Source organism: Aquidulcibacter sp. (genome assembly GCF_020253525.1).
Taxonomy (GTDB): Bacteria; Pseudomonadota; Alphaproteobacteria; order Caulobacterales; family Aquidulcibacteraceae; genus Aquidulcibacter.
This window is the reverse complement of the sequence record NZ_JADCBK010000117.1, coordinates 1-20,115: the sequence shown is the minus strand read 5'-3', so window position 1 is coordinate 20,115 and position 20,115 is coordinate 1. Positions and strand designations below refer to the sequence as shown.

At 56.1% G+C, this 20,115-nt stretch carries 13 protein-coding genes; 9 read left to right on the top strand and 4 right to left on the bottom strand.

Annotated features, from left to right (window positions below):
* A partial coding sequence (locus tag IOB61_RS13215) for a M48 family metallopeptidase (RefSeq protein WP_290817542.1) occupies positions 1-721 on the bottom strand: 721 nt, incomplete at its 3' end.
* Positions 722-968: 247 nt separating this feature from the next.
* Entirely contained in the window at positions 969-3,461 is a 2,493-nt protein-coding gene (locus tag IOB61_RS13210; RefSeq protein WP_290817539.1) for a ribonuclease E/G, read from the bottom strand.
* 498 nt (positions 3,462-3,959) lie between these two features.
* Here IOB61_RS13210 and IOB61_RS13205 point away from each other — a divergent pair, with 498 nt between their 5' ends.
* The 5 genes from IOB61_RS13205 to IOB61_RS13185 all read left to right on the top strand — a co-directional run bounded on the left by IOB61_RS13205 (position 3,960) and on the right by IOB61_RS13185 (position 12,604).
* Positions 3,960-5,282 (top strand): N-acetylmuramoyl-L-alanine amidase, encoded by a 1,323-nt coding sequence (locus tag IOB61_RS13205; protein ID WP_290817536.1) that lies wholly within the window; start codon positions 3,960-3,962, stop codon positions 5,280-5,282.
* A gap of 179 nt (positions 5,283-5,461) precedes the next feature.
* On the top strand, positions 5,462-7,903 hold the full coding sequence (locus IOB61_RS13200; RefSeq protein ID WP_290817533.1) for a penicillin-binding protein 1A: 2,442 nt from the start codon (positions 5,462-5,464) through the stop codon (positions 7,901-7,903).
* Positions 7,904-7,999: 96 nt separating this feature from the next.
* Positions 8,000-9,121, top strand: a complete 1,122-nt coding sequence (prfB, locus tag IOB61_RS13195) for a peptide chain release factor 2 (protein WP_290817530.1) — start codon at positions 8,000-8,002, stop codon at positions 9,119-9,121.
* A gap of 6 nt (positions 9,122-9,127) precedes the next feature.
* Entirely contained in the window at positions 9,128-11,593 is a 2,466-nt protein-coding gene (hrpB, locus tag IOB61_RS13190; protein ID WP_290817527.1) for an ATP-dependent helicase HrpB, read from the top strand.
* Positions 11,594-11,623: 30 nt separating this feature from the next.
* Positions 11,624-12,604 carry a threonine/serine dehydratase gene (locus tag IOB61_RS13185; RefSeq protein ID WP_290817524.1) on the top strand — a complete coding sequence of 327 codons (981 nt, stop codon included), beginning with the start codon at positions 11,624-11,626 and terminating at the stop codon, positions 12,602-12,604.
* Between the two features lie 11 nt (positions 12,605-12,615).
* Here IOB61_RS13185 and IOB61_RS13180 read toward each other — a convergent pair whose 3' ends face one another.
* Entirely contained in the window at positions 12,616-13,881 is a 1,266-nt protein-coding gene (locus tag IOB61_RS13180) for a TCR/Tet family MFS transporter (protein ID WP_290817521.1), read from the bottom strand.
* A 679-nt stretch (positions 13,882-14,560) separates the two neighbouring features.
* On the opposite strand from IOB61_RS13180, the gene gatC reads away from it, so the two are divergent.
* From gatC to IOB61_RS13160, 4 genes are all read left to right on the top strand, one after another.
* Positions 14,561-14,848: an Asp-tRNA(Asn)/Glu-tRNA(Gln) amidotransferase subunit GatC gene (gatC, locus tag IOB61_RS13175; protein ID WP_085338659.1), complete on the top strand. Its 288-nt coding sequence runs from the start codon at positions 14,561-14,563 to the stop codon at positions 14,846-14,848.
* Positions 14,848-16,326: an Asp-tRNA(Asn)/Glu-tRNA(Gln) amidotransferase subunit GatA gene (gene gatA, locus IOB61_RS13170; protein WP_290817517.1), complete on the top strand. Its 1,479-nt coding sequence runs from the start codon at positions 14,848-14,850 to the stop codon at positions 16,324-16,326. The genes gatC and gatA overlap by 1 nt, the downstream gene beginning before the upstream one ends.
* A gap of 62 nt (positions 16,327-16,388) precedes the next feature.
* Entirely contained in the window at positions 16,389-17,783 is a 1,395-nt protein-coding gene (locus IOB61_RS13165) for an NAD(P)-binding protein (protein WP_290817514.1), read from the top strand.
* A 68-nt stretch (positions 17,784-17,851) separates the two neighbouring features.
* Positions 17,852-19,312 carry a hydroxymethylglutaryl-CoA synthase family protein gene (locus IOB61_RS13160; RefSeq protein WP_290817511.1) on the top strand — a complete coding sequence of 487 codons (1,461 nt, stop codon included), beginning with the start codon at positions 17,852-17,854 and terminating at the stop codon, positions 19,310-19,312.
* A gap of 3 nt (positions 19,313-19,315) precedes the next feature.
* Here IOB61_RS13160 and IOB61_RS13155 read toward each other — a convergent pair whose 3' ends face one another.
* Positions 19,316-19,888 (bottom strand): hypothetical protein, encoded by a 573-nt coding sequence (locus tag IOB61_RS13155; protein ID WP_290817509.1) that lies wholly within the window; start codon positions 19,886-19,888, stop codon positions 19,316-19,318.
* Between the last annotated feature and the right edge of the window lie 227 nt (positions 19,889-20,115).

Below are 20,115 nucleotides of genomic sequence, written 5' to 3'. Positions count from 1 at the left end.
GGCTGTCTTCGGCATCGCGATTGGTTTGTTCATTCACCCGGTTCTGCAGCGCTTGGATCCGATCGCCCGACAAAGGGTGAGACCGGAAATAGGGTTCGCGGCGAGAGTCAGCGAGGATTTCATTATAGCGGAACTTGGTGAAAAACTCGAGCAAACCGCGACCGGACTGGCCCGTCTTTTCGAGGAAAGTCACCGCAGCCTGATCTGCGCTGCTTTCTTGCACGCGGGTGAAGGTAAAAAAGCTCAACATGGCGAATTGTTGCGAACTGGCCAATAGAGCCGCACCCGCATCAGGCGCACCGGCTGCGATCGCCAAAAGGCCAAGCGCAATCGTCACATAGGCCGGCCGCATCGCCTCGCGGATATTCGCATCAGAGCGCGCGAGATGGCCGCCGGAAATATGGCCTGTCTCGTGTGCAATAACGCCCTTCAACTGGTTTGGCGTTTCAGTTTCAAGGATCAGACCCGTGTGGATAAAGACATTCTGGCCGTTGGTAACAAAGGCGTTCAATGTCTTATCGCCAACAATATAGATTTTGACATCATTGGGCGCGAGGCCTGCAGCTTCAAAAATCGGGTTTGAAAAATCGCGGAGGGTACGTTCAATCTCAGCGTCCCGGATGAGGGATTGGGCATGCACTTCTAAGGGGGCGAAAAGGACGGCTGCAACAAGGCCCAAGGTACGAAGGCGCGGCATCCTGTGGAATGTGGTCTTTCGCACCTTTGTGTCCTTATCGATGGCAGTGTCTCTTATCATTTTGGACCCTTCACCCTTTCTGCGCCCGGTCGATTAGGGAGTTCACCCTATCATCAAACTGTTTTCATGGATAATAGGGCATTTTCGCGGCAGAGGGATAAACCTCAGCTGAAACCGTGACAAAGCGTGTCACGATCACGTGTCCGGGACAAAACAAGGGCCAGATTCCAATCGGAATCTGGCCCGCTTTTTTTGGGGTAGATGCTAGGTTTTAATTGCCGAACAGTTTTTGCGCATTGCGCGACCACCACCCACTTTTGCGTGGGGCAGCGGGTTCCGTGCTTATTGGCTCACTGGGCGTTTCAGCTGAGGCCGTAGGGGCTTCAGCAACTGGTTCGACAGTTACCTCAGCTGTTGGGGCGGTAACTTCCTCAGTGGCTTTAGCAGCAGCTTTTGACCCACGTGCTGCCCGTTTTGCCGGGGCCTTTTTGGCTGGGGCTTCGGCGACTTCTGCTGCAGGCTCCACAACAACAGGCGCTTCAGTGGCATCTACTTCCGAGACAGCTTCAGCTTCGGTGGCTTTTTTCCGGCTTGGCCGTTTCCGCTTTGCTGGAGCTTCGGAGACGGGTAGGGGCTCCACAACCGCAGGAAGAGTCAGATCAATGGTCGCTGTATCAGTCGCATCGCCCTCAACATGTATTGTCTCCATACCTGCTATTTGTGGCTCTGCCTCACCGGCTTCTGACGGAGTGCGACTTTCGCCCTGACCCAAACGCATGGCTTCACCTTCGCGTCTGCGGCGACCTCCCCGGCGTCCACGACGACGGCGACGACGGGCTTGAGCCTCAGCGGGTGTTTCCCCTTCAGGACCAGCTTCTTCTTCGCCTTCGGAATCGTCAGTGCTGCCGGCGTCGGAAGCCTCAGCGGCCTCCCCGTCGGATTGGGAAAGCCGGGTGCTCTCGCTGTCACCAGCTTCGTCGCGACGGCCGCCACGACGACGTCTGCGACGGCGCTTGCCGCCTTCGCGTGGGCTATCCCCCTCTTGGCCTTCTTTGGCGCTCACACGCTCTTCACCGTCACCATCGGCTTCGGCCTGATCCTCATCTTCATCGTCTTCAATGATTTCATCATCTTCATCGATGGGGTCATCAATTTTCACATAGACGGGCACAAAATCATCTTCGAGCAATTCTTCGCCCAGTTCGACGATCTCAAAGCGATATTGGCCAGGTGTCATGTCTGATTCAGCAAAGACGCGCACGACAAGCCCGCGTTCTTGGACCAGACGAGTCAGGTGGTCGCGCTTTTCATTGAGAAGATAAAGCGCGGTCTGAATGTCTGCATGAAGGGCAACTTCGCAGTCTTTCCGATTGGCGACCGCGGCCTCGACCGAGCGGAGCGCTTGCAAGCTGGCCGATTCAGGTGAGCGGACGCGGCCTGTACCATCGCAGGTCGGGCAAATATGGCTTGAGCCCTCTAGCACGCCCGTCCGGCGGCGCTGACGGGAAATCTCCAAGAGACCAAAGCCTGAGATTTTGCCCATTTGGACGCGGGCGCGGTCAAACCGCAGCGCGTCTTTCATCTTCTTTTCAACCGCCCGGTCATTGCGGTTTTCTTCCATGTCGATGAAGTCAAGCACGACAAGGCCAGCCAAGTCGCGCAAGCGCATTTGCCGTGCGGCTTCTTCGGCGGCTTCCAGATTGGTTTTCAAGGCAGTGGATTCAATCGAACGCTCTCGCGTGGAGCGCCCCGAGTTCACGTCAATCGCGACCAAAGCTTCGGTTTGGTTGATCACGATATAGCCACCCGAACGCAATTGAACGATGGGTGAGTGAATGCTTTCAAGCTGGCTTTCTACTTTCATGCGCGAGAATAAAGGCGTTGCGGCCTTATATTGCTGCACTTTTTTCGCGTGGCTTGGCATAAGCATTTTGATGAAGTCTTTGGCTTCACGATAAGCTTCTTCGCCTTCAACCAAGATCGCGTCGACATCTTTATCGTAAAGGTCGCGGACCGCCCGCTTCACCAGATTATCTTCTTCATGGATCAAGGAGGGCGCAATCGACTTCATCGTGCGCTCGCGAATGTCATCCCAAAGGCGCAGGAGATATTCATAGTCGCGCTTGATCTCGGTCTTGGTGCGCTTGGCCCCAGCTGTCCGAATTATCAGGCCCATGCCCTTGGGCACTTCAAGCTCGGAGATAACCGACTTTAACCGCTTGCGATCACCCACAGCAGTGATCTTGCGCGAAATACCGCCACCGCGCGGGGTATTGGGCATCAAGACGCAATAGCGCCCGGCGAGCGACAAATAGGTTGTTAGCGCCGCACCCTTATTGCCACGCTCTTCTTTGACAGCCTGGACAAGCATGATCTGCCGGCGGCGAATCACTTCTTGGATTTTGTAGCGACGCTGGGCTGCGCGGCGTGCGCGAACCTGTTCGTCATCGCCATCGCCTTCTTCATCAAGGGCAGCCTGCTCAGCTTCTTCCGCAAGCAAGGCTTCGCGGTCGGCGGCAGGAATTTGATAATAGTCGGGATGAATTTCGCCAAACGCGAGGAAGCCATGGCGATTGCCGCCATATTCGACGAAACCTGCTTGTAAGGATGGTTCTACCCGCGTGACTTTGGCGAGATAGATATTGCCACGAATTTGTTTTTTGGACGCAGATTCAAAGTCGAAGTCGTCGATTTGGTTTCCGGCGAGCACAACTACCCGGGTTTCCTCCGGATGAGCTGCGTCGATCAGCATTGTTTTGGACATAGATGTAAGCTCCAGCGCGCTGGCTCGGCCGCAGGGCAACGCAGTGGCGTCGTCTCCCGGTCAATGAGCGCGAATCGTAAAAGGTTGTTGGTGAAAGTCGGCGCTGAACGAAGCGCGATGGGAGAGCAGCACCTAGATCCCGGCCTAATGGCCCACGCGAATGGCGCAAAAGCGCCATAGCTTCGCCTTGGATCAAAGTCTCTTGAAACAGAGTGGCGCGCACTGTCATCGCCGCGGAGCGTCCCGACTTAGAATATGCCAAAAAGGCATATTGAATGAACTGGTTGAGACTTGGCTTTGAGGTGCACAAGTCTGGTTCCAAAAAAGCAATACGCGAAGATCAAAAACCTATCTTTCCCGTATTGCAAATTACACTGCCTCACTTCGCACAGAAAGGGAAGCGGGACTTGCTCCCTGATTCCACATTGGACAGGTCCGGTGGGTTACAGGTATCAAGCTTTAGCCCATCTCAGCACAGATTCGGCAGCCGGACCCAGTATGAAGCCATTGTCTTATCAAACAGTGTTTGCCGCTTTGATCCGCATGTTTCGAATGCAGCGGCTAGATTTGGCACGCGGTGTGATCTTGCTGCTTCTAGCTGTCGGTTTGGCCGCAATTTCGGTTGATTGGCCTCCGGCTTGGACAAAGGGAAGCGCTGCTTTTACCCAAGCTCAGGCCCAGACGCGGGGACTTCCACGCGTCAGCGCCATAACAACCACCCAAGCCGCTGAGGCGACGATTGTCAGCATTCGCCTTGATCAGCCTGTCAAATACCGTTTCTTCGCCTTAACCACGCCATCGCCTCGCCTTGTAATCGATATGCCTAAGGTCACTTGGGGGTTAGGCAATGGTCGGGCGGGGACTTTGATCGGTGAAGGCGGGGTTTCGCAAATCCGTTTTGCCGACAAATCCCAAACCGAATCGCGCATCGTCTTGGACCTGTCAGGCCCGATGCGGGTTCGCAAACATGAGATCGTGGGCGTATTAGGGGGCCGGCAATTACGCCTCGAGCTAGTGCCAACCAATCCCAAGACCTTTGCCACAACCGCGCCTGTTCCCAAGCCGCGCGTAGCGGAGAAGGTCAATAGCGTCCCTACGCCAATCCGGCCGAATGCTGCGGGGCGCCGCTTTGTGATCGTGATTGACCCCGGCCACGGCGGTAAAGATCCCGGCGCAACCGGGGTTTCTGGTAAGTTGTTTGAAAAAGAAGTGACACTCGCCAGCGCCATTTTGTTGCGAGACTATCTCCGCCGCGACCGTCGATTTGAAGTCATTTTAACCCGCGACACCGATGTGTTCTTGACCCTTGAGCGCCGCATTTTGATCGCCCGGGACAAACGCGCGGACCTTTTTATCTCCTTGCATGCAGACTCTGCGCCCCCCGGCTCACGCGCGGTTGGGGCCACGGTCTATACGTTGTCAGAAGCAGGCGGCCAACGCGCGCGACAACTTCTCAATAATGACAATTGGTCCATCGCCCCGCCCAATCAGACGCAAGATAAGTCCGTCGTTGAGATATTGCGGGATTTGACCCAGCGCGACACGAAGAACCAATCGGCTATTTTCGGTCAATCCCTCATCAGTGAGATCCGGAAAATAGGACCGGTGACACAGACATCCCATCGCCGAGCAGGCTTCTTCGTCCTGCTTTCGCCCCGGGTTCCCGCAGTCTTGCTTGAGATGGGCTTCATGTCGCATCCCGAAGATGAAGCCCGCTTGGCTAATCCGCAATTCCGTAGCCGGCAAATGGCTGCGACCGCAAAATCAATCAGCGCCTATTTTGACCGCGTTCAAGTGATCAGCGGTGGTGCTACCAAATAGGAATGATGGGAAAGCTGTCTGGGCTCTTGCGGCCGTGTGCTTCAGCATCAGCAGAACTGGGAAAGGGCGCTTTTATTGGCGCGCCAAGCAGGCCATACTAGAGACAAGATCAGGGGTATAGCCAAACTGGGTAAGTGGCCCAATTTGGCCCTTACCCGATTGGGAAAGACCAAGCGACGATGCGAGTCTATTTGAAGATCATGGCCCTGACCGTTCTGGTCTCGATCGCCTTGGGCGTCATCGGCGCGGTCATTTTGGTCAATATGGCGCTGCAAGGCCTGCCAGACCATCAAAAGCTTGCCAATTACCAACCTGCCGTTTCCAGCGTGATCTATTCTTCCGATGGTCGCCAGATTGGTCTGTTTGCACGGCAGAACCGATCTTACATTCCCATTGAACAAGTCCCCGACCACGTTATTGGAGCCTTTATGGCTGCGGAGGATAAGGATTTTTACTCCCATTCCGGCGTGGATTTAATGGGTGTGGGTCGCGCTGTTTTATTCAATATCAGCAATTTGGGTGAGCGTCGGATGCAAGGGGCTTCCACCATCACCCAACAGGTGGCTGAAAACGTATTGTTGTTAGATGATGCGCGCGGCTCAACCCTCGACAAAATCTTGTCCAAGGTTCGCGAAGCCTTGGTCTCTATTCGCATCGAAGAGGTCCTGACTAAAGACCAGATCATGGAAATCTACGTCAATCAGATTTTCTTGGGCTTTAGGTCTTATGGCGTTCAGGCGGCGGCGCAGACTTATTTTGGCAAAGATGTCCGAGATCTGACCATTGCGCAGGCGGCTTATTTGGGAGCGTTGCCCAAGGGCCCGAACAATTACAACCCACTTCGCCGCATGGACCGTGCTGTTGGTCGACGAAATTGGGTGATTGAACGGATGAAAGAGAATGGCTTCATCACAGCCCAGCAAGCGGCGGCTGCCCAAGCCGAACCCTTGACGGTCAATCCCAATCCACGTGGGAGTTGGACCGATCCTGAAGCAGGTGAATTCGTAGAAGAAGTTCGCCGTGACCTGATCCGTCGTTTTGGCAAGGATGCGCCTTATTCGCGCGGCTTTATCATTCGCTCTACTGTCGATCTGGATAAACAGAAATATGCACGCGAAGCTTTGTCGGCAAGTTTGAACCGCTTAGACCCGCGCCGCACACGCGGCTTTACCGGCGCGGTCGGGATGATGAATGTGACCGGGGACTGGCCTGCGCGACTGGCGAAGGCACGCTACTGGCGTCCAGATCCTCGCGCGGTTTTTGCGATTGTCTTGGATGATGCCCAATACTTTGGCCTGACCAATGGCAGCAAAGTGCCTATTCCGGAGGCAGACAAGGACTGGGCGCTGCGATCTGGCAAACCCTTGGTGGATGGCGGGTTGGTTTGGCTTGGTCGTCGGGATGACGGTACGTTCCAATTGCAGCGTCATCAGGGCATCCAAGGTGCATTGGTTTCGATTGATGTGCAGACAGGCTCTGTGATTGCCATGGCTGGCGGCATGGATGTTGAAGATTCCGGCTTTAACCGTGCGACCCAAGCCAAACGTCAACCAGGTTCCTCGTTCAAACCGATCATTTATGCCGCAGCGCTCGAACAGGGGCTGACCCCTGAGACGAAAATTTCCGATGAGCGAATCCGTGGCGGTGGGTGGAGTCCAGAAAACGCCGACCGCAGATTTTACGGCGTGATGACTTTGCGCCAAGCTTTGGTGATGTCTCGTAACACGGTGACCGTCCGGATCGCGCGTCGGGTGGGCATGCGTCGGGTGGCTGATTATGCGCGCCGTTTCGGTGTTTATGATGATTTGCCCAATGACCTGACCATGGCATTGGGTGCGGGGGAAACCACGGTTCTGCGTCTTACCTCAGCCTTTGCGGTCTTCCCCAATGGCGGACGCTATATCCCACCGGTCTTTTATGACCGGTTGCAAGACCCACGCGGGCGCACCGTTTGGCGTTCCGATCGCCGCTCATGCCCAGCGTGCGATAGTGAACTCAATCTCGATGCAGGCCCGCCACAAATTGATCCTTGGGGTGTTCAAGTTGTATCGCCTCGTACCGCTTGGGAAATGACCGGAATTTTGCGTGATGTGGTCCTGAAGGGCACCGGGCGTGGCGTTGACTTTGGCCGTCCAGTGGCCGGCAAGACGGGGACGACCAGCGATTATAAGGATGCATGGTTCGTCGGCTTCTCACCCTCAATCGCGACAGGGGTTTATGTCGGCTATGATTTGCCGCGCACCATTTATCAAGGGGCGTCGGGTGGCCCTGTGGCCGGTCCGATCTTTCGGCAATATATGATGAAGGCGCATGAAGGTCGTCCAGTGGAAGACTTTAATGCCTCGCCCGAGGTCAAACGCGAAATTGAAGCCGAAGAGCGTATGAACATTCTTGCGGAGTTGCAGACCAATCCAGCTGGGGCGGCAGCTACTTTGGCGCAAATGCGCAGTGGTAGAACCGATGCACCCCGTGTCGATACCCGGCCTGGAAGTTCTATCGTGATTGACGACACCCCAACACCGCGCCCGTCTTCGGCCCCGAAGACGGCCCCAAAGACGGCCCCTGCGGCCACACCTGCGCCTGCACCGACTGCGGCACCAAAAGCCGAAAAAGAAGGCTGACGACGCAAACTGACACCCCCTTTTGGGCCGGTCTGGACCTTCAGGCCGGCCTTGCTTATGTCCGCACCCTGCGAGAATTGATTTTGGAGAGACCTTATGCGCGCCGAACTTGAAGCGCTCAGTCGTGATATCAGTAAGTCTGTGGCGCTGTTGCGCCGCCGGCTCGACTGGGATGTTGCCCTTCGCCGTTTGGACGAACTCGACGCGCTGAGCGAGCGGCCGGATCTGTGGAATAATCCCCAAGAAGCCCAAGGCTTGATGCGCGAGCGTAACCGTATTCAGGCCTCCGTCGATGCGGTTCGACAATTGGAGCGCGATCTGTCCGATCATGTTGAACTTGCCGAAATGGCCGAGGCCGAGGGCGATGAGGATATGATTGAGGAGGCGCGCAAAGGGCTTGTGGACGCCAAGACCCGTGCCGACCGGGCGGAATTAGAAGCGCTCTTGTCCGGCGAAGCCGATGGCAATGATGCCTATCTGGAAATCAACGCGGGGGCCGGGGGCACCGAAAGTCAGGATTGGGCCAGTATCTTGCGCCGTATGTATGTGCGCTGGGCGCAATCGCGCGGCATGAGTGTTGAGGAAATTGAAGAAAGCGTGGGAGAAGAAGCCGGGATCAAATCCTCGACCCTTTTGATCAAGGGCGAGAATGCCTTTGGCTGGCTGAAGACAGAATCGGGCGTGCATCGTTTGGTGCGTATCTCTCCGTTCGACAGCGCGGCCAAGCGCCATACCAGCTTCTCCAGCGTTTGGGTCTATCCCGTTGTTGACGATACAATTGTGATTGATATCCAAGAAAAAGATGTCCGCATCGATACCTATCGGGCCTCTGGCGCGGGTGGTCAGCACATCAACAAGACCGATTCCGCGGTCCGGATCACCCACTTGCCTACCGGCATTGCGTGCGCTTCTCAGCAAGAGCGCAGCCAGCATAAGAACCGCGAAATCGCATGGAAAATGCTGCGCGCCCGTCTTTATGAGATGGAATTGCAAAAGCGGGAAGCCGCCGCAAATGCCTTGGAAGACCAAAAGACCGATATTGGGTGGGGGCATCAAATTCGCTCCTATGTGCTGCAGCCCTATCAGATGGTGAAGGATCTTCGCACAGGTGCAGAGACGTCGGATACATCTGGCGTTCTCGACGGCGATCTGGATATGTTTATGGCCGCGTCACTGGCCCAGCGCGTCGGGGTCGCGACCGACCCAGATCAAGAATAGACGGCCATGTTGGCGGCTATTCCGCCAGACTTACCCATTGTCGCCGTGCTGGACCAACTCTTGGAGGTCCTGCAATCCCAAACTTCTGCGGTGCTGGTTGCCCCGCCCGGTGCAGGTAAGACAACCTCTGTGCCGTTAGCTTTGCTGGGGCAGCCGTGGGCAGAGGGCAAGAAGATTGTGATGCTGGCCCCACGGCGTTTAGCAGCACGGGCAGCCGCCGCCCGTATGGCTGACTTGTTGGGCGAGGCTGTGGGCGAAACCGTGGGCTATCAGGTTCGCCTCGACAAAAAGATTAGCCCGCGCACGCGGATTGAAGTCATCACCGAGGGCATGCTCACCCGCCGCATGTTGGCGGACCCGGAGTTGAGCGATGTTGCCGCCCTCATTTTCGATGAAGTCCATGAACGAAACTTAGAGGGAGATTTGGGCCTCGCGCTCGCGCTCGATATTCAGGCCGGTCTGCGCGAGGATTTGCGCTTGATCGCTATGTCCGCAACCGTTGAGGGCGGGCAATTGGCCGCCCAATTGGGGGGTGCCCACCTGATTGAAAGTGCCGGCAGGCTGTATCCGATTGAGACTTTCTATGTTGGCCGCACGCAAGACCTGCCCATCGAAGTCCAAGCCGCCAATTATGCTCTGAAGGCCTTGTCGCAGGGCCCGGGCGATGTGTTGGTGTTCTTGCCCGGCACGGCCGAGATCAATCGCGCCCATGAGGCGATAGCGACCAGAGCCACCGCGATGTCTTGTGCGGTCATTGCTTTGCATGGCTCCTTAAGCCCAGCCGAACAGGACCAAGCGCTGCGCCCGCTAGCAGGTGACCGCCGCAAAATCATTCTTTCCACCGCGATTGCCGAGACCAGCCTTACCATTGAGGGCGTTCGCATTGTTGTGGATGCTGGCCTCACGCGCAGACCGGCCTTTGAGCCAGACAGTGGCCTGACCCGTTTGGTGACGGTGCGTGCCAGTAAGGCTGCATGCGATCAACGCCGGGGGCGGGCAGGGCGCACCGCACCGGGACACTGTTATCGATTATGGGAAGAAGCCGAGATGGGCGCTTTCCCAGCCTATGACCGCCCTGAGATTTTGGAAGCGGATTTAGCCCCTTTGGTGCTGACCTTATTGTCCTTTGGCGTCTCTGATTCTGCTAGCCTAAAGTGGCTTGACCCACCTCCTGTACCCGCCCTGCAAGAAGCCAGAAAGCTTTTGGTCGATTTAGGGGCAATAGTTGCGGAAGCGGGGCAAGCCCCACGATTGACACCCCATGGCAAGCACTTGGTCGGGTTTGGTTTGCCGCCGCGCTTGGCCCATATGATTGTGCGCGCCGCAGAACTTGGCTTTGGCACGACAGCCGCCCATTTGGCAGCTTTGCTGAGTGAGCGTGGGTTGGGCGGAAATTCGCCTGATCTCGAACAGCGCCTTTTGTCCTTTGCCCGCGACCGCTCACCACGGGCGACCAAGGCGCGCGCCCAAGCCCAGGGCTGGGCGCAACAAGTTGGTGCCCGAGAAGCCCCGGTTGTCGAACTTGCCGGGCGGGCTTTAGCGCTGGCATTTCCAGAGCGCGTTGCCAAAGCGCGTGATCGCCGCGGTGGCTTCATATTGGTCAATGGCAGTGGCGGTGAATTGCAGGCCCAAGAGGCCCTCGCCACGGCCGAATTTCTCGCCATTGGGTCCCTGCAGGGCAAGGCTGCCAATGCGCGGATTGGCGAAGCGGCCCGCCTTGAGAAGGCCGATATTGAAGAGCTATTTGCTCAACAGATTGAGACCCGCACCGTGACCCAATTTGACCGGGCTAAAGGGGTGATGCAGGGCCGCCACCAGCGCCGGCTTGGTGCGTTGATCTTGGAGGAACGCCCGGTTGCCTTAACCTCCGACCAGATTGAAGCAGGCCTCTTAGAGGCCGTCCGCAGCTTTGGTATCGACAAGCTTAGTTGGTCGGATCGCGCCAAGTCCTTTGTTGAGCGCTTGAGGTGGCTTTATGCGCGCGATCCAGATCATTGGCCGCAAGGAAAGCCCGGTGCGCTGGAGGCCGCCTTGGACGATTGGTTGGCCGCTGCCTTGATTGGGGCGCGCAGCTTGGCAGATGTGGATGTCGCCCAAGCGTTGGAAAATTTTCTGTCTTGGCCCGAACGCCAAGCTATGAATGAAGCCGCTCCGACCCATTTTGTAACCCCGCTGGAGACGCGTCACCTAATTGATTATGCCGCCGAACAAGGTCCAACGATTGAGGTTCGGGTACAGGAATTGTTTGGGCTTGGGCGACATCCGATGCTGGCAGGCGGGCAGGTGGCTTTGGTATTCCAATTGCTTTCACCCGCCCACCGCCCAATTGCGGTCACGTCTAATTTGCCCGAATTCTGGAAAGCTGGCTGGCATGATGTGCGCAAAGATATGAAGGCGCGCTATCCCCGTCATGTCTGGCCAGACGATCCCGCGACTGCGCAACCCACGGCGCGAGCAAAACCGCGCACTTGACCTTCGTGGCGGGCCGCGTGAGGAAGGGGCATGACCTTACCGACTTTTGCAGATGTGCTTGAAGCAGATCGCCGCATCCGCCCCCTCGCCTTGGTAAGCCCATTGTTGCGCGCCGATGCGCTTGATCAGGCCACGGGTGGCCAGATCTTCGTCAAGGCCGATTGTTTGCAACCGCGCGGGGCGTTCAAAATGCGCGGTGCGGCCAATGCCATGTTGAAAATCCCGGTTGAGGATCGCGCCAAAGGGGTGGTCGCTTTCTCCTCGGGCAATCACGCCCAAGGGATTGCCTATGTCGCCAAGCATTTGGGCATGTCGGCCACCATCGTGGTGCCATCGGACGCGCCTAAGGGCAAGCTTGAGTCGGTAGAGGCCGATGGCGGCAAGATCGTGACTTATGACCGCGTGCTGGAAAGCCGCGAGGCGATTGGGGCGGCCCTCGCAGCGGAGACAGGGGCGACCTTAATTCCGCCATTTGATCATCCCGATGTGATTGCCGGCCAAGGTACGTGTGGCCTTGAAATCATAAATCAAGTCAGAGAATTAGGACTGGATCTTGATGTATTGGTCAGCTGCGCCAGTGGCGGTGGATTGGCAGCTGGCATCGGCCTTGCCTTGGAAGCTTTGTCGCCCAAGACGCAGCTCATCGGGGCAGAACCTGTCTCCCACGATGATCTGACCCGCTCGCTCGCTCTTGGGCAGCGCGTGGCCAATGAGCCGGGCACGCGCACCATCCAAGATGCCTTGATGACGCAAATTCCTGGCGAATTGACCTTTCCAATCCTTGCCCGCATCGGAACCAAGGGCGTTGCCGTCAGCGATGAGGACGTTCTCCATGCGATGGCTTTTGCCTTCAAATATCTGCGCATCGTTTTAGAGCCCGGTGGCGCTGCTGCGCTTGCTGCTGTTTTGTCGGGCAAGGTGGACGCCAAAGGCCAAGTCATTGCGGTTACCGGAAGCGGCGGCAATGTTGACCCCGAAATCTTCATGCGTGCCTTAGCCATCAGCGTTTAGGCCGTCTCCGGTTAATGGGTCGCCGACGCCTGATCCGCACGAAACTGGCGGGCACCCGTGGCAGCAATCAGGGTTGCAAGGATCAGGCAGAAAGCTGCCAAGCTTAAGGCCAGACCCGGCAGGCTCGGGTCCCGGATCGGGGCGATGGACCAAGCAAATATGGCGGTGAAAACAAGCGGGCCAACCATGCTGGTTGCTGCTTGCACCATACCTACTGCACCTTGAAGGCGACCTTGTTCATCAGGCCCAATTTGGCGGGTCAGTAACGATTGGATGGCCGCGCCATAAATGCCTGCCAAGGAGGCAATCGGCACCGAAGCCCACAAAACATATTGATTGGGTGCCCAAGCATAAAGCCCATAGCCAAGCGCGCCCAAACTCAGGCCTAGAATCAAGGTTGAAACCTCACCCATGCGCCGGATGATTGGGCCTACAAGCCCTGCCTGTACAATCATCGAGCTTAGGCCAACTAGACCCAAGGTGAGGCCCGCGACATCCGATTCCCACCCATAACGATAAAAGCCATAGAGGACGAAGGTGGAGGGATAGACGACTTGAGCGAAATCGCACAGGCCGCGAATGAGGGTCAGTCTCAGGATTTTCGGATTTGATCCAAGAAATTGGATTGAGCCAATCGGGCTTGCTGTTGTCCAACGAAATGGTCGGCGATTTTCTGGCTTCAAGGATTCCTTCAACATGATGAGGCCAAAAACCCCGTTCAGCGCACAAAGTCCGGCGGCCACAAAGAAGGGCAGGCGCAAGTTAATGCCACCCAGATAGCCACCAATGGCTGGCCCTAAAATGAAACCCAGACCGAAGGCTGCCCCCAAGAGTCCAAATTTTTGCGCCCGCGTCTCTTTCGGCTCCGTATCGGCCACATAGGCATTGGCGGTTGACCCGACAGCACTGACAATACCCGACAAAATGCGCGACAGCAGCAAAAGCCAAAAGCCAGGCGCAAAGGCGGTCATCAAATTTGAGAGCGCTTGGCCAAAGTTTGAAATAAGCAGGATGGGCTTTCGCCCGACCTGGTCAGACAAAGCCCCCATGATAGGCATGCTGATGAACTGCATGAGCGCCCAGAAAAAGCCGAACACCCCAATCATATGTGCCGCTTCGCCAACATCGCCGCCGGTCATTTCCTTCAGGAAATTCGGAAGAACCGGAACAATCAATCCCAGAGCCAGCATGTCCAACGTAATTGTAATGAAAACAAAGACAAAGCCGGAAGAATCCCGCTTTTCCGGCTGTGCATCACTGTGGGAAGGTATAGTCATAGAGCTTTCTGACAGAAATTTCGCGCAGCGACCATAGGTGATGCATAAAAAAGCGTCATGCATCTATTGTATGCAGTGCACATGCATGACAGCGGAAATGGGTTCTGCTAACCTAAGATCAGTTAGAGTTTATGTTGGAATCGCGTCTACATCAATTTGAAGTGAAAAATTCGAACCGGTTAAGCATTCGTCGTCCATTGGGAAGTTGAAGGCGCGAGGTTGAATTCGTTTTACTGGAGCATCTTATGAAAGAAGTCGCACAGTCTCTTGCTTTATGGATCATTTTGGCCAGCCTTGTTATGTTTGTTTCACGGACAGAGGCACAAAGCAGCTATTCACAAGAAGCAAGTGCGTGTTCACAAGGCCGAAACCTAACCGATATTAGCACCTATCTTTGCCGTTAGAGTGGGCATAGACAAAATTTAGGATGCCAAAACAAGCTAAGGTTAGCGCATGGGGTGCCTGTAGGGTTTTTCTAGACTTTTGCATTCTCCATCGCCTGCTCTCAAACTGGGCAGAGGTAAGATAATCGACGTCGCAGGGCAGGGGGATAGATTGTCTGTTTTCTTGTCACCGTGCTGCAAGACTCTGCCACGAAAGGGCGGCCTTACTGGCCTCTATCCTTGCTCTTGCGCGCTTGAGCCGTTAGCGACAAGTCGACAATAAGGACCTTCAACCCATGGCAGTAGACGCAAATACTGTGCGGCGTGTCGCCCGATTGGCGCGCATCCACGAACCAGACTCCCGCCTCGAAAGTTTAGCTGGCGAATTGAACACCATCCTTGGCTGGATTGAGATGCTCAATGAAGTCGATGTGGAAGGTGTGGAGCCCATGACCAGTGCGGTGGAGACGACCTTGCCCTTGCGCGATGATGCCGTAACCGATGGTGGCAACACCCAAAAGATCGTTGCGAACGCCCCCAAAAGTGCCGATGGCTTCTTTGTCGTTCCAAAGGTGGTTGAATAATGACCCAATTGACTGAACTGACGCTCGCCGCAGCCCGCGACGGCTTGGCATCGAAGGCCTTTTCCGCCGTTGAACTGGCGACCGCTTTCAATAGTGCGATCGAAGCAGCCAACCCTCAGCTCAATGCCTATGTGGTGACGACACCTGAAAAGGCGTTGGAAATGGCTGCCGCATCCGACGCACGTTTGAAGGATGGCAGTGCAGGCCGCTTGGAAGGCATTCCGCTCGGCATTAAGGATTTGTTCTGCACCGAAGGCGTGCGGGCAACCGCCTGTTCCAATATTTTGGGAGAGTTCAAGCCCACCTATGAAAGCACCGTCACCAGCCAATTGTGGCGCGATGGCGCGGTGATGTTGGGCAAGCTCAATATGGATGAGTTCGCCATGGGCTCATCCAACGAAACCAGCCGCTTTGGCCCTGTGGTCAATCCGTGGAAGCGCCAAGACGGGGCCAATGCGTCCTTGACGCCGGGTGGCTCCTCGGGTGGCTCGGCTGCAGCGGTGGCCGCAGACTTGTGCTTGGGGGCAACGGCCACCGACACGGGCGGCTCCATCCGTCAGCCGGCCGCTTTCACCGGGACCGTTGGGATCAAGCCAACTTATGGCCGGGCTAGCCGCTTTGGTATTGTCGCGTTTGCCAGTTCGCTCGATCAAGCAGGGCCTATTGCCAAAACGGTATTGGATAGTGCGATCTTGCTTGAATCCATGTGCGGCCATGACCCGAAGGATTCCACCAGCCTGCAAGTGCCGGTACCCGACTTTGCTGCCGCAGTTGCCCGTGGCGTGAAGGGGCTCAAGATCGGTGTTCCAAAGGAATATCGCGTCGATGGCATGCCAGAAGCGATTGAGAAATTGTGGAGCGATGGCATTGCTTGGCTGAAAGATGCCGGGGCTGAGATCGTCGATGTCTCGTTGCCGCACACCAAATATGCCTTGCCATGTTACTATATCGTGGCTCCTGCTGAAGCCTCTTCCAACCTTGCCCGCTATGACGGCATGCGCTTTGGTGCGCGGGTGGTAGGCGAGACTTTGACCCAAGTCTATGAACAAAGCCGTGCTCAAGGGTTTGGCGATGAAGTTAAGCGGCGTATCCTGATCGGCACCTATGTGCTGTCGGCTGGCTATTATGATGCCTATTATCTGCGCGCCCAACGGGTTCGCACAAAGATTGCCGAAGACTTCCGTTTGGCTTGGCAAAAGTGCGATGCCCTTTTGACCCCAACCGCACCTTCTGCTGCCTTCGGTTTGGGTGAAAAGAGTGATGATCCCATCCAAATGTATCTCAATGACGTCTTCACTGTGACGGCCAATCTTGCGGGCCTGCCCGGTATTTCAGTGCCAGCAGCCCTAGATTCCCAAGGTCTGCCCTTGGGTCTGCAAGTCATTGGACGGGCTTTGGATGAAGAGACGGTGTTTGCTGTCGCAGGCGTTCTTGAGGCGCAATCAGGTTACAATGCCAAGGCCAAAGTGTGGTGGTAAATCCTGAGACAAGCCTTTAAGCTCTCAGAGAGTTTAGAGGTTTGATTCAGGAGGGTCCGCGCATGGAAACCGATTATCTGATTGTTGGGGCAGGGGCGGTTGGCCTTGCGTTTGCGGACACGTTGCTGGACCAAACCAACGCCCACATCACGATTGTAGATCGCCATGGCAAGCCCGGTGGCCATTGGAATGATGCCTATAGTTTTGTTACCTTGCACCAGCCTTCGGCCTTTTATGGCGTGAATTCGATGCCGCTGGGTCAAGATCGCATTGACCAAACCGGCATTAATCAAGGCCTTTATGAGCTAGCATCGGGCCCTGAAGTTAGCGGTTACTTCGAGAAAGTCATGAACCAGCGCCTGTTGGCCAGTGGGCGTGTCAGCTATTTTCCCATGTCGGACTATTTGGGTGCGGGCCGGTTTGTATCCTTGCTTTCAGGTAAGGAGACTGAAGTTCATATCCGCAAGAAGACAGTTGATGCCACCTATTTTAAAACCTCCGTTCCTTCCACGCACAAGCCAAAGTTTGTGGTGGAGCCCGGCGTCGACTTTGTGCCTTTAAACGAGCTGCCGCATTTGTGGAAACGCAGCCAAGGCATGCCTAAGCATTTCGTTATCGTTGGCGCCGGCAAGACGGGTATGGATGCGGCTTGCTGGCTCTTGGCCTCTGGTGCGGATCCAGACACCATCAGCTGGATCATGCCGCGCGATTCCTGGCTGCTCAATCGGCGCAAAACCCAACCCGGTATCGACTTCTTTGACGAAACCATTGCCGGTCAAGCCGACATGATGGAAGCCTGTGCCTTGGCCAGTGACGTCGATGATTTGTTTGACCGCTTGGAGGCTTGCGGGGTCATGCTGCGGATTGATCCGACTGTGCGGCCAACCATCCACCGCTATGCCACGGTCTCAACCGGCGAAGTTGCACAATTAGCCCGCATCAAAAACGTGATCCGCAAAGGCCGGGTGAGCTCGATCAGCCCGACCAAAGTGGTGCTTGATGGCGGGGAAGAGCACTTTGGCAAGGATACGCTTTTCATCGATTGTTCTGCCACGGCGGTGGAGGATAGCCCTGCGGTGCCCGTCTATCAGGGTGACTTGATTGTGCCGCAGATGATCCGCATCCCGCAGCCCGCCTTTAGTGCGGCGCTAGCAGCCTATGTGGAGGCCAATTATGAGGATGATGCGACCAAGAATGGCCTGTGTGGTTCGGTTCCTCTACCCCGTACCTTGGAGATGTATCCCCGTGCCGTACTTGGCAATATGATGAACCAGATGGCTTGGGGCCAAGACCCCAAATTGCGCGATTGGATCCGCGAGTCGCGGCTGGATGGGTTTGGCAAAGTCATTGCCGCCATCAGCCCTGAGGACAGCGCGCGCATGGCGGTTTTGAAGAAGTTTCGACAGTTCGCCATGCCCGCGGCAGCCAACCTCACCAAATTGATCCCGCCATCTTGAAATAGAGCCAACCCCGCGCCAGAGTGGGGCCATACAAAACGAACAAATAAGCTTTGGGAGACAGCGCGATGATTGGGATTACGGCTTTTGGTTCCTATGTGCCGCGCTTACGCTTGCAAAAAAAGGCCATGGCCCAGACCAATGCGTGGCTTGCACCCAATCTGATGGGCAAGGCCAAGGGCGAGCGTGCCTTTGGCAATTGGGACGAGGATGCGATTACGTTCGCCGTAGAAGCTGCCCGCGATGCCTTGGGACCAGAGGATGACCGCTCTCACATCAAGGCGCTTTACTTCGCCTCGACCACCGCCCCCTTCGCGGATCGCTTGAATGCCGGCATTGTCCAAGCGGCCTTAACGCTGGAGCCCACGATCCAGGCCGCCGATATCTCTGGCACACAAAAGGCCGGCGTGACGGCTCTGGCGCAGGCCTTATGTGTGGCAAGTGGGGCACCTGATGGGGCAAATCCCTCTCTTCTCGTTGCGGCAGGGGATCGGCGTGTCCCGAAGGCTGTCTCTGCGCAAGAGTTTGACTATGGCGACGGTGGGGCTGCCATGGTGGTAGGGCGTCAGAATGTGCTGGCTGAATGGCTCGGCGGGGCCGCCAGCACTGTTGATTTTGTCGATCATTTTCGTGGGGCCGATGAAGCCTTTGACTATCAATGGGAAGAGCGTTGGATCCGCGACGAAGGCTATATGAAGATTGTTCCCCCAGTTTTGAAGCGCGCTTTGGCGAGCGCAGGATTAGAAGCCGCCGCCGTCGATCATTTTATTCTGCCGTCGACCTTTAAGGGCATTGCCGAAGGCATCGCCAAAAAGATGGGCATGAAGCCAGAAGCTGTGTCCGACAATTTGGGGACAATCGTGGGCGAGACGGGGTGCGCCCATGCCCTTTTGATGTTGGCCGGTGTGCTTGAAAAGGCCCAAGCCGGGCAGACGATTTTGGTGGCGCAATTTGGCCAAGGCTGTGAAGCACTCGTCTTTAAAGTCACCGACGCCATCACCCAGTTTAAGCCTCGTACTGGCCTTTCAGGCTGGCTTGCCAATCGTAAGGAAGAGACCAGCTATATGAAATATCTGGTCTTTAATGGGCTGGTGGAGTGGGACAAGGGCATGCGGGCGGAGAAGGACAATAAGACGGCTCTCACCACGCTCTACCGCTATAATGATGGCATTCTGGGCTTAGTGGGGGGGCGCTGTCAGGTCACCGGCACCGTCCAATATCCCCGCACCCGCATCTCGGTCGCCCCCAATTCACCCCAAGTTGATAGCCAAGAGCCGTATAAATTTGCCGAACGCGCTGCCAAAGTGCTGACTTATTCGGCTGATTATCTGACCTATTCGATGAACCCGCCCAATCATTACGGCCAAATCGATTTTGAAGGCGGCGGGCGAATCTTCATGGACATTGCCGATGTCGAACCCGGCGAGATTGATAGCGGCACGCCCGTGCGCATGGCATTTCGCGTGAAAGAATGGGATGATCGGCGCGGCTTTACCCGCTATTTCTGGAAGGCTGTTCCAGTTCGCTAGGCGCTATTTGGGGGTCGGAGCAGGGGCTGGGATCCTTTCAGTGAACCCGAACACTTCGGCATTTTCAGGCATGGCCCCGTAATTGGCATTCTTACATCCAGCCTCTGCTGTTTTTGTGTCGCGTAGCTGCCACTGCACAATCCAGCTGGTTTCGCCGGCCTGTGGGAAGATTTTATTGCCGCCAAGCCCAGCCAAGACTTCGGTCTTGAGCACAGCGTCAGGATTGGCGCTGGGCCGGTAAGTGAGCAGCACATCTTGGTCGCATTGATAGGGATTGCGCCACGATACCACCAGGCGCTTTCCCGGATCGACTTTGAATTCTTGGGTCGTCCCAGCAGGAATCTTGATCTTTCGACTGGCGTTTAGCGGCTCTGGCAAATAGACGCCATTCGAGCCGGAGCCTGAATAGGGGCGAGACCATTCAATCGTGAAAAAGGCCTTGCCGATGAGATAGACAAACGCAATGACCAGCCCAAGGGCAAACCAGCCAGCGGTTTCGCTGGGGTGTGGCGCTGTGGCGTGATCCGGGGCAACGCGCCTTATCTTGATTTGAGCCTTTAAATCATAATTTGACACAAATAACCTCTTAAGTAGATCGAATATAGGTTTGGCCGCCAAACGTGACAAGGCTCGGGCACGTGCGCTTTTGCCGTGACCATTATGCGGTTTTCTTGTCGTGTCGCCGAAGCGTGAGCGAAGAGCGGGGACCTTGTGGGATTTTGCGGCAGGAGGTCTGGGACTCGGCTGCGCCGTCCGGGATTGTCTGTTTGTAGTTTTTTGTTCTGGAAGGCTCATGCGCAGGC

What these genes read in the sequence shown, in the direction of transcription:
- IOB61_RS13210 (WP_290817539.1), bottom strand. Translation starts at nt 3,461, where the DNA reads ATGTCCAAAACAATGCTGATCGACGCAGCTCATCCGGAGGAAACCCGG.
- IOB61_RS13205 (WP_290817536.1), top strand. Translation starts at nt 3,960, where the DNA reads ATGAAGCCATTGTCTTATCAAACAGTGTTTGCCGCTTTGATCCGCATG.
- IOB61_RS13200 (WP_290817533.1), top strand. Translation starts at nt 5,462, where the DNA reads ATGCGAGTCTATTTGAAGATCATGGCCCTGACCGTTCTGGTCTCGATC.
- prfB (WP_290817530.1), top strand. Translation starts at nt 8,000, where the DNA reads ATGCGCGCCGAACTTGAAGCGCTCAGTCGTGATATCAGTAAGTCTGTG.
- hrpB (WP_290817527.1), top strand. Translation starts at nt 9,128, where the DNA reads ATGTTGGCGGCTATTCCGCCAGACTTACCCATTGTCGCCGTGCTGGAC.
- IOB61_RS13185 (WP_290817524.1), top strand. Translation starts at nt 11,624, where the DNA reads ATGACCTTACCGACTTTTGCAGATGTGCTTGAAGCAGATCGCCGCATC.
- IOB61_RS13180 (WP_290817521.1), bottom strand. Translation starts at nt 13,881, where the DNA reads ATGACTATACCTTCCCACAGTGATGCACAGCCGGAAAAGCGGGATTCT.
- gatC (WP_085338659.1), top strand. Translation starts at nt 14,561, where the DNA reads ATGGCAGTAGACGCAAATACTGTGCGGCGTGTCGCCCGATTGGCGCGC.
- gatA (WP_290817517.1), top strand. Translation starts at nt 14,848, where the DNA reads ATGACCCAATTGACTGAACTGACGCTCGCCGCAGCCCGCGACGGCTTG.
- IOB61_RS13165 (WP_290817514.1), top strand. Translation starts at nt 16,389, where the DNA reads ATGGAAACCGATTATCTGATTGTTGGGGCAGGGGCGGTTGGCCTTGCG.
- IOB61_RS13160 (WP_290817511.1), top strand. Translation starts at nt 17,852, where the DNA reads ATGATTGGGATTACGGCTTTTGGTTCCTATGTGCCGCGCTTACGCTTG.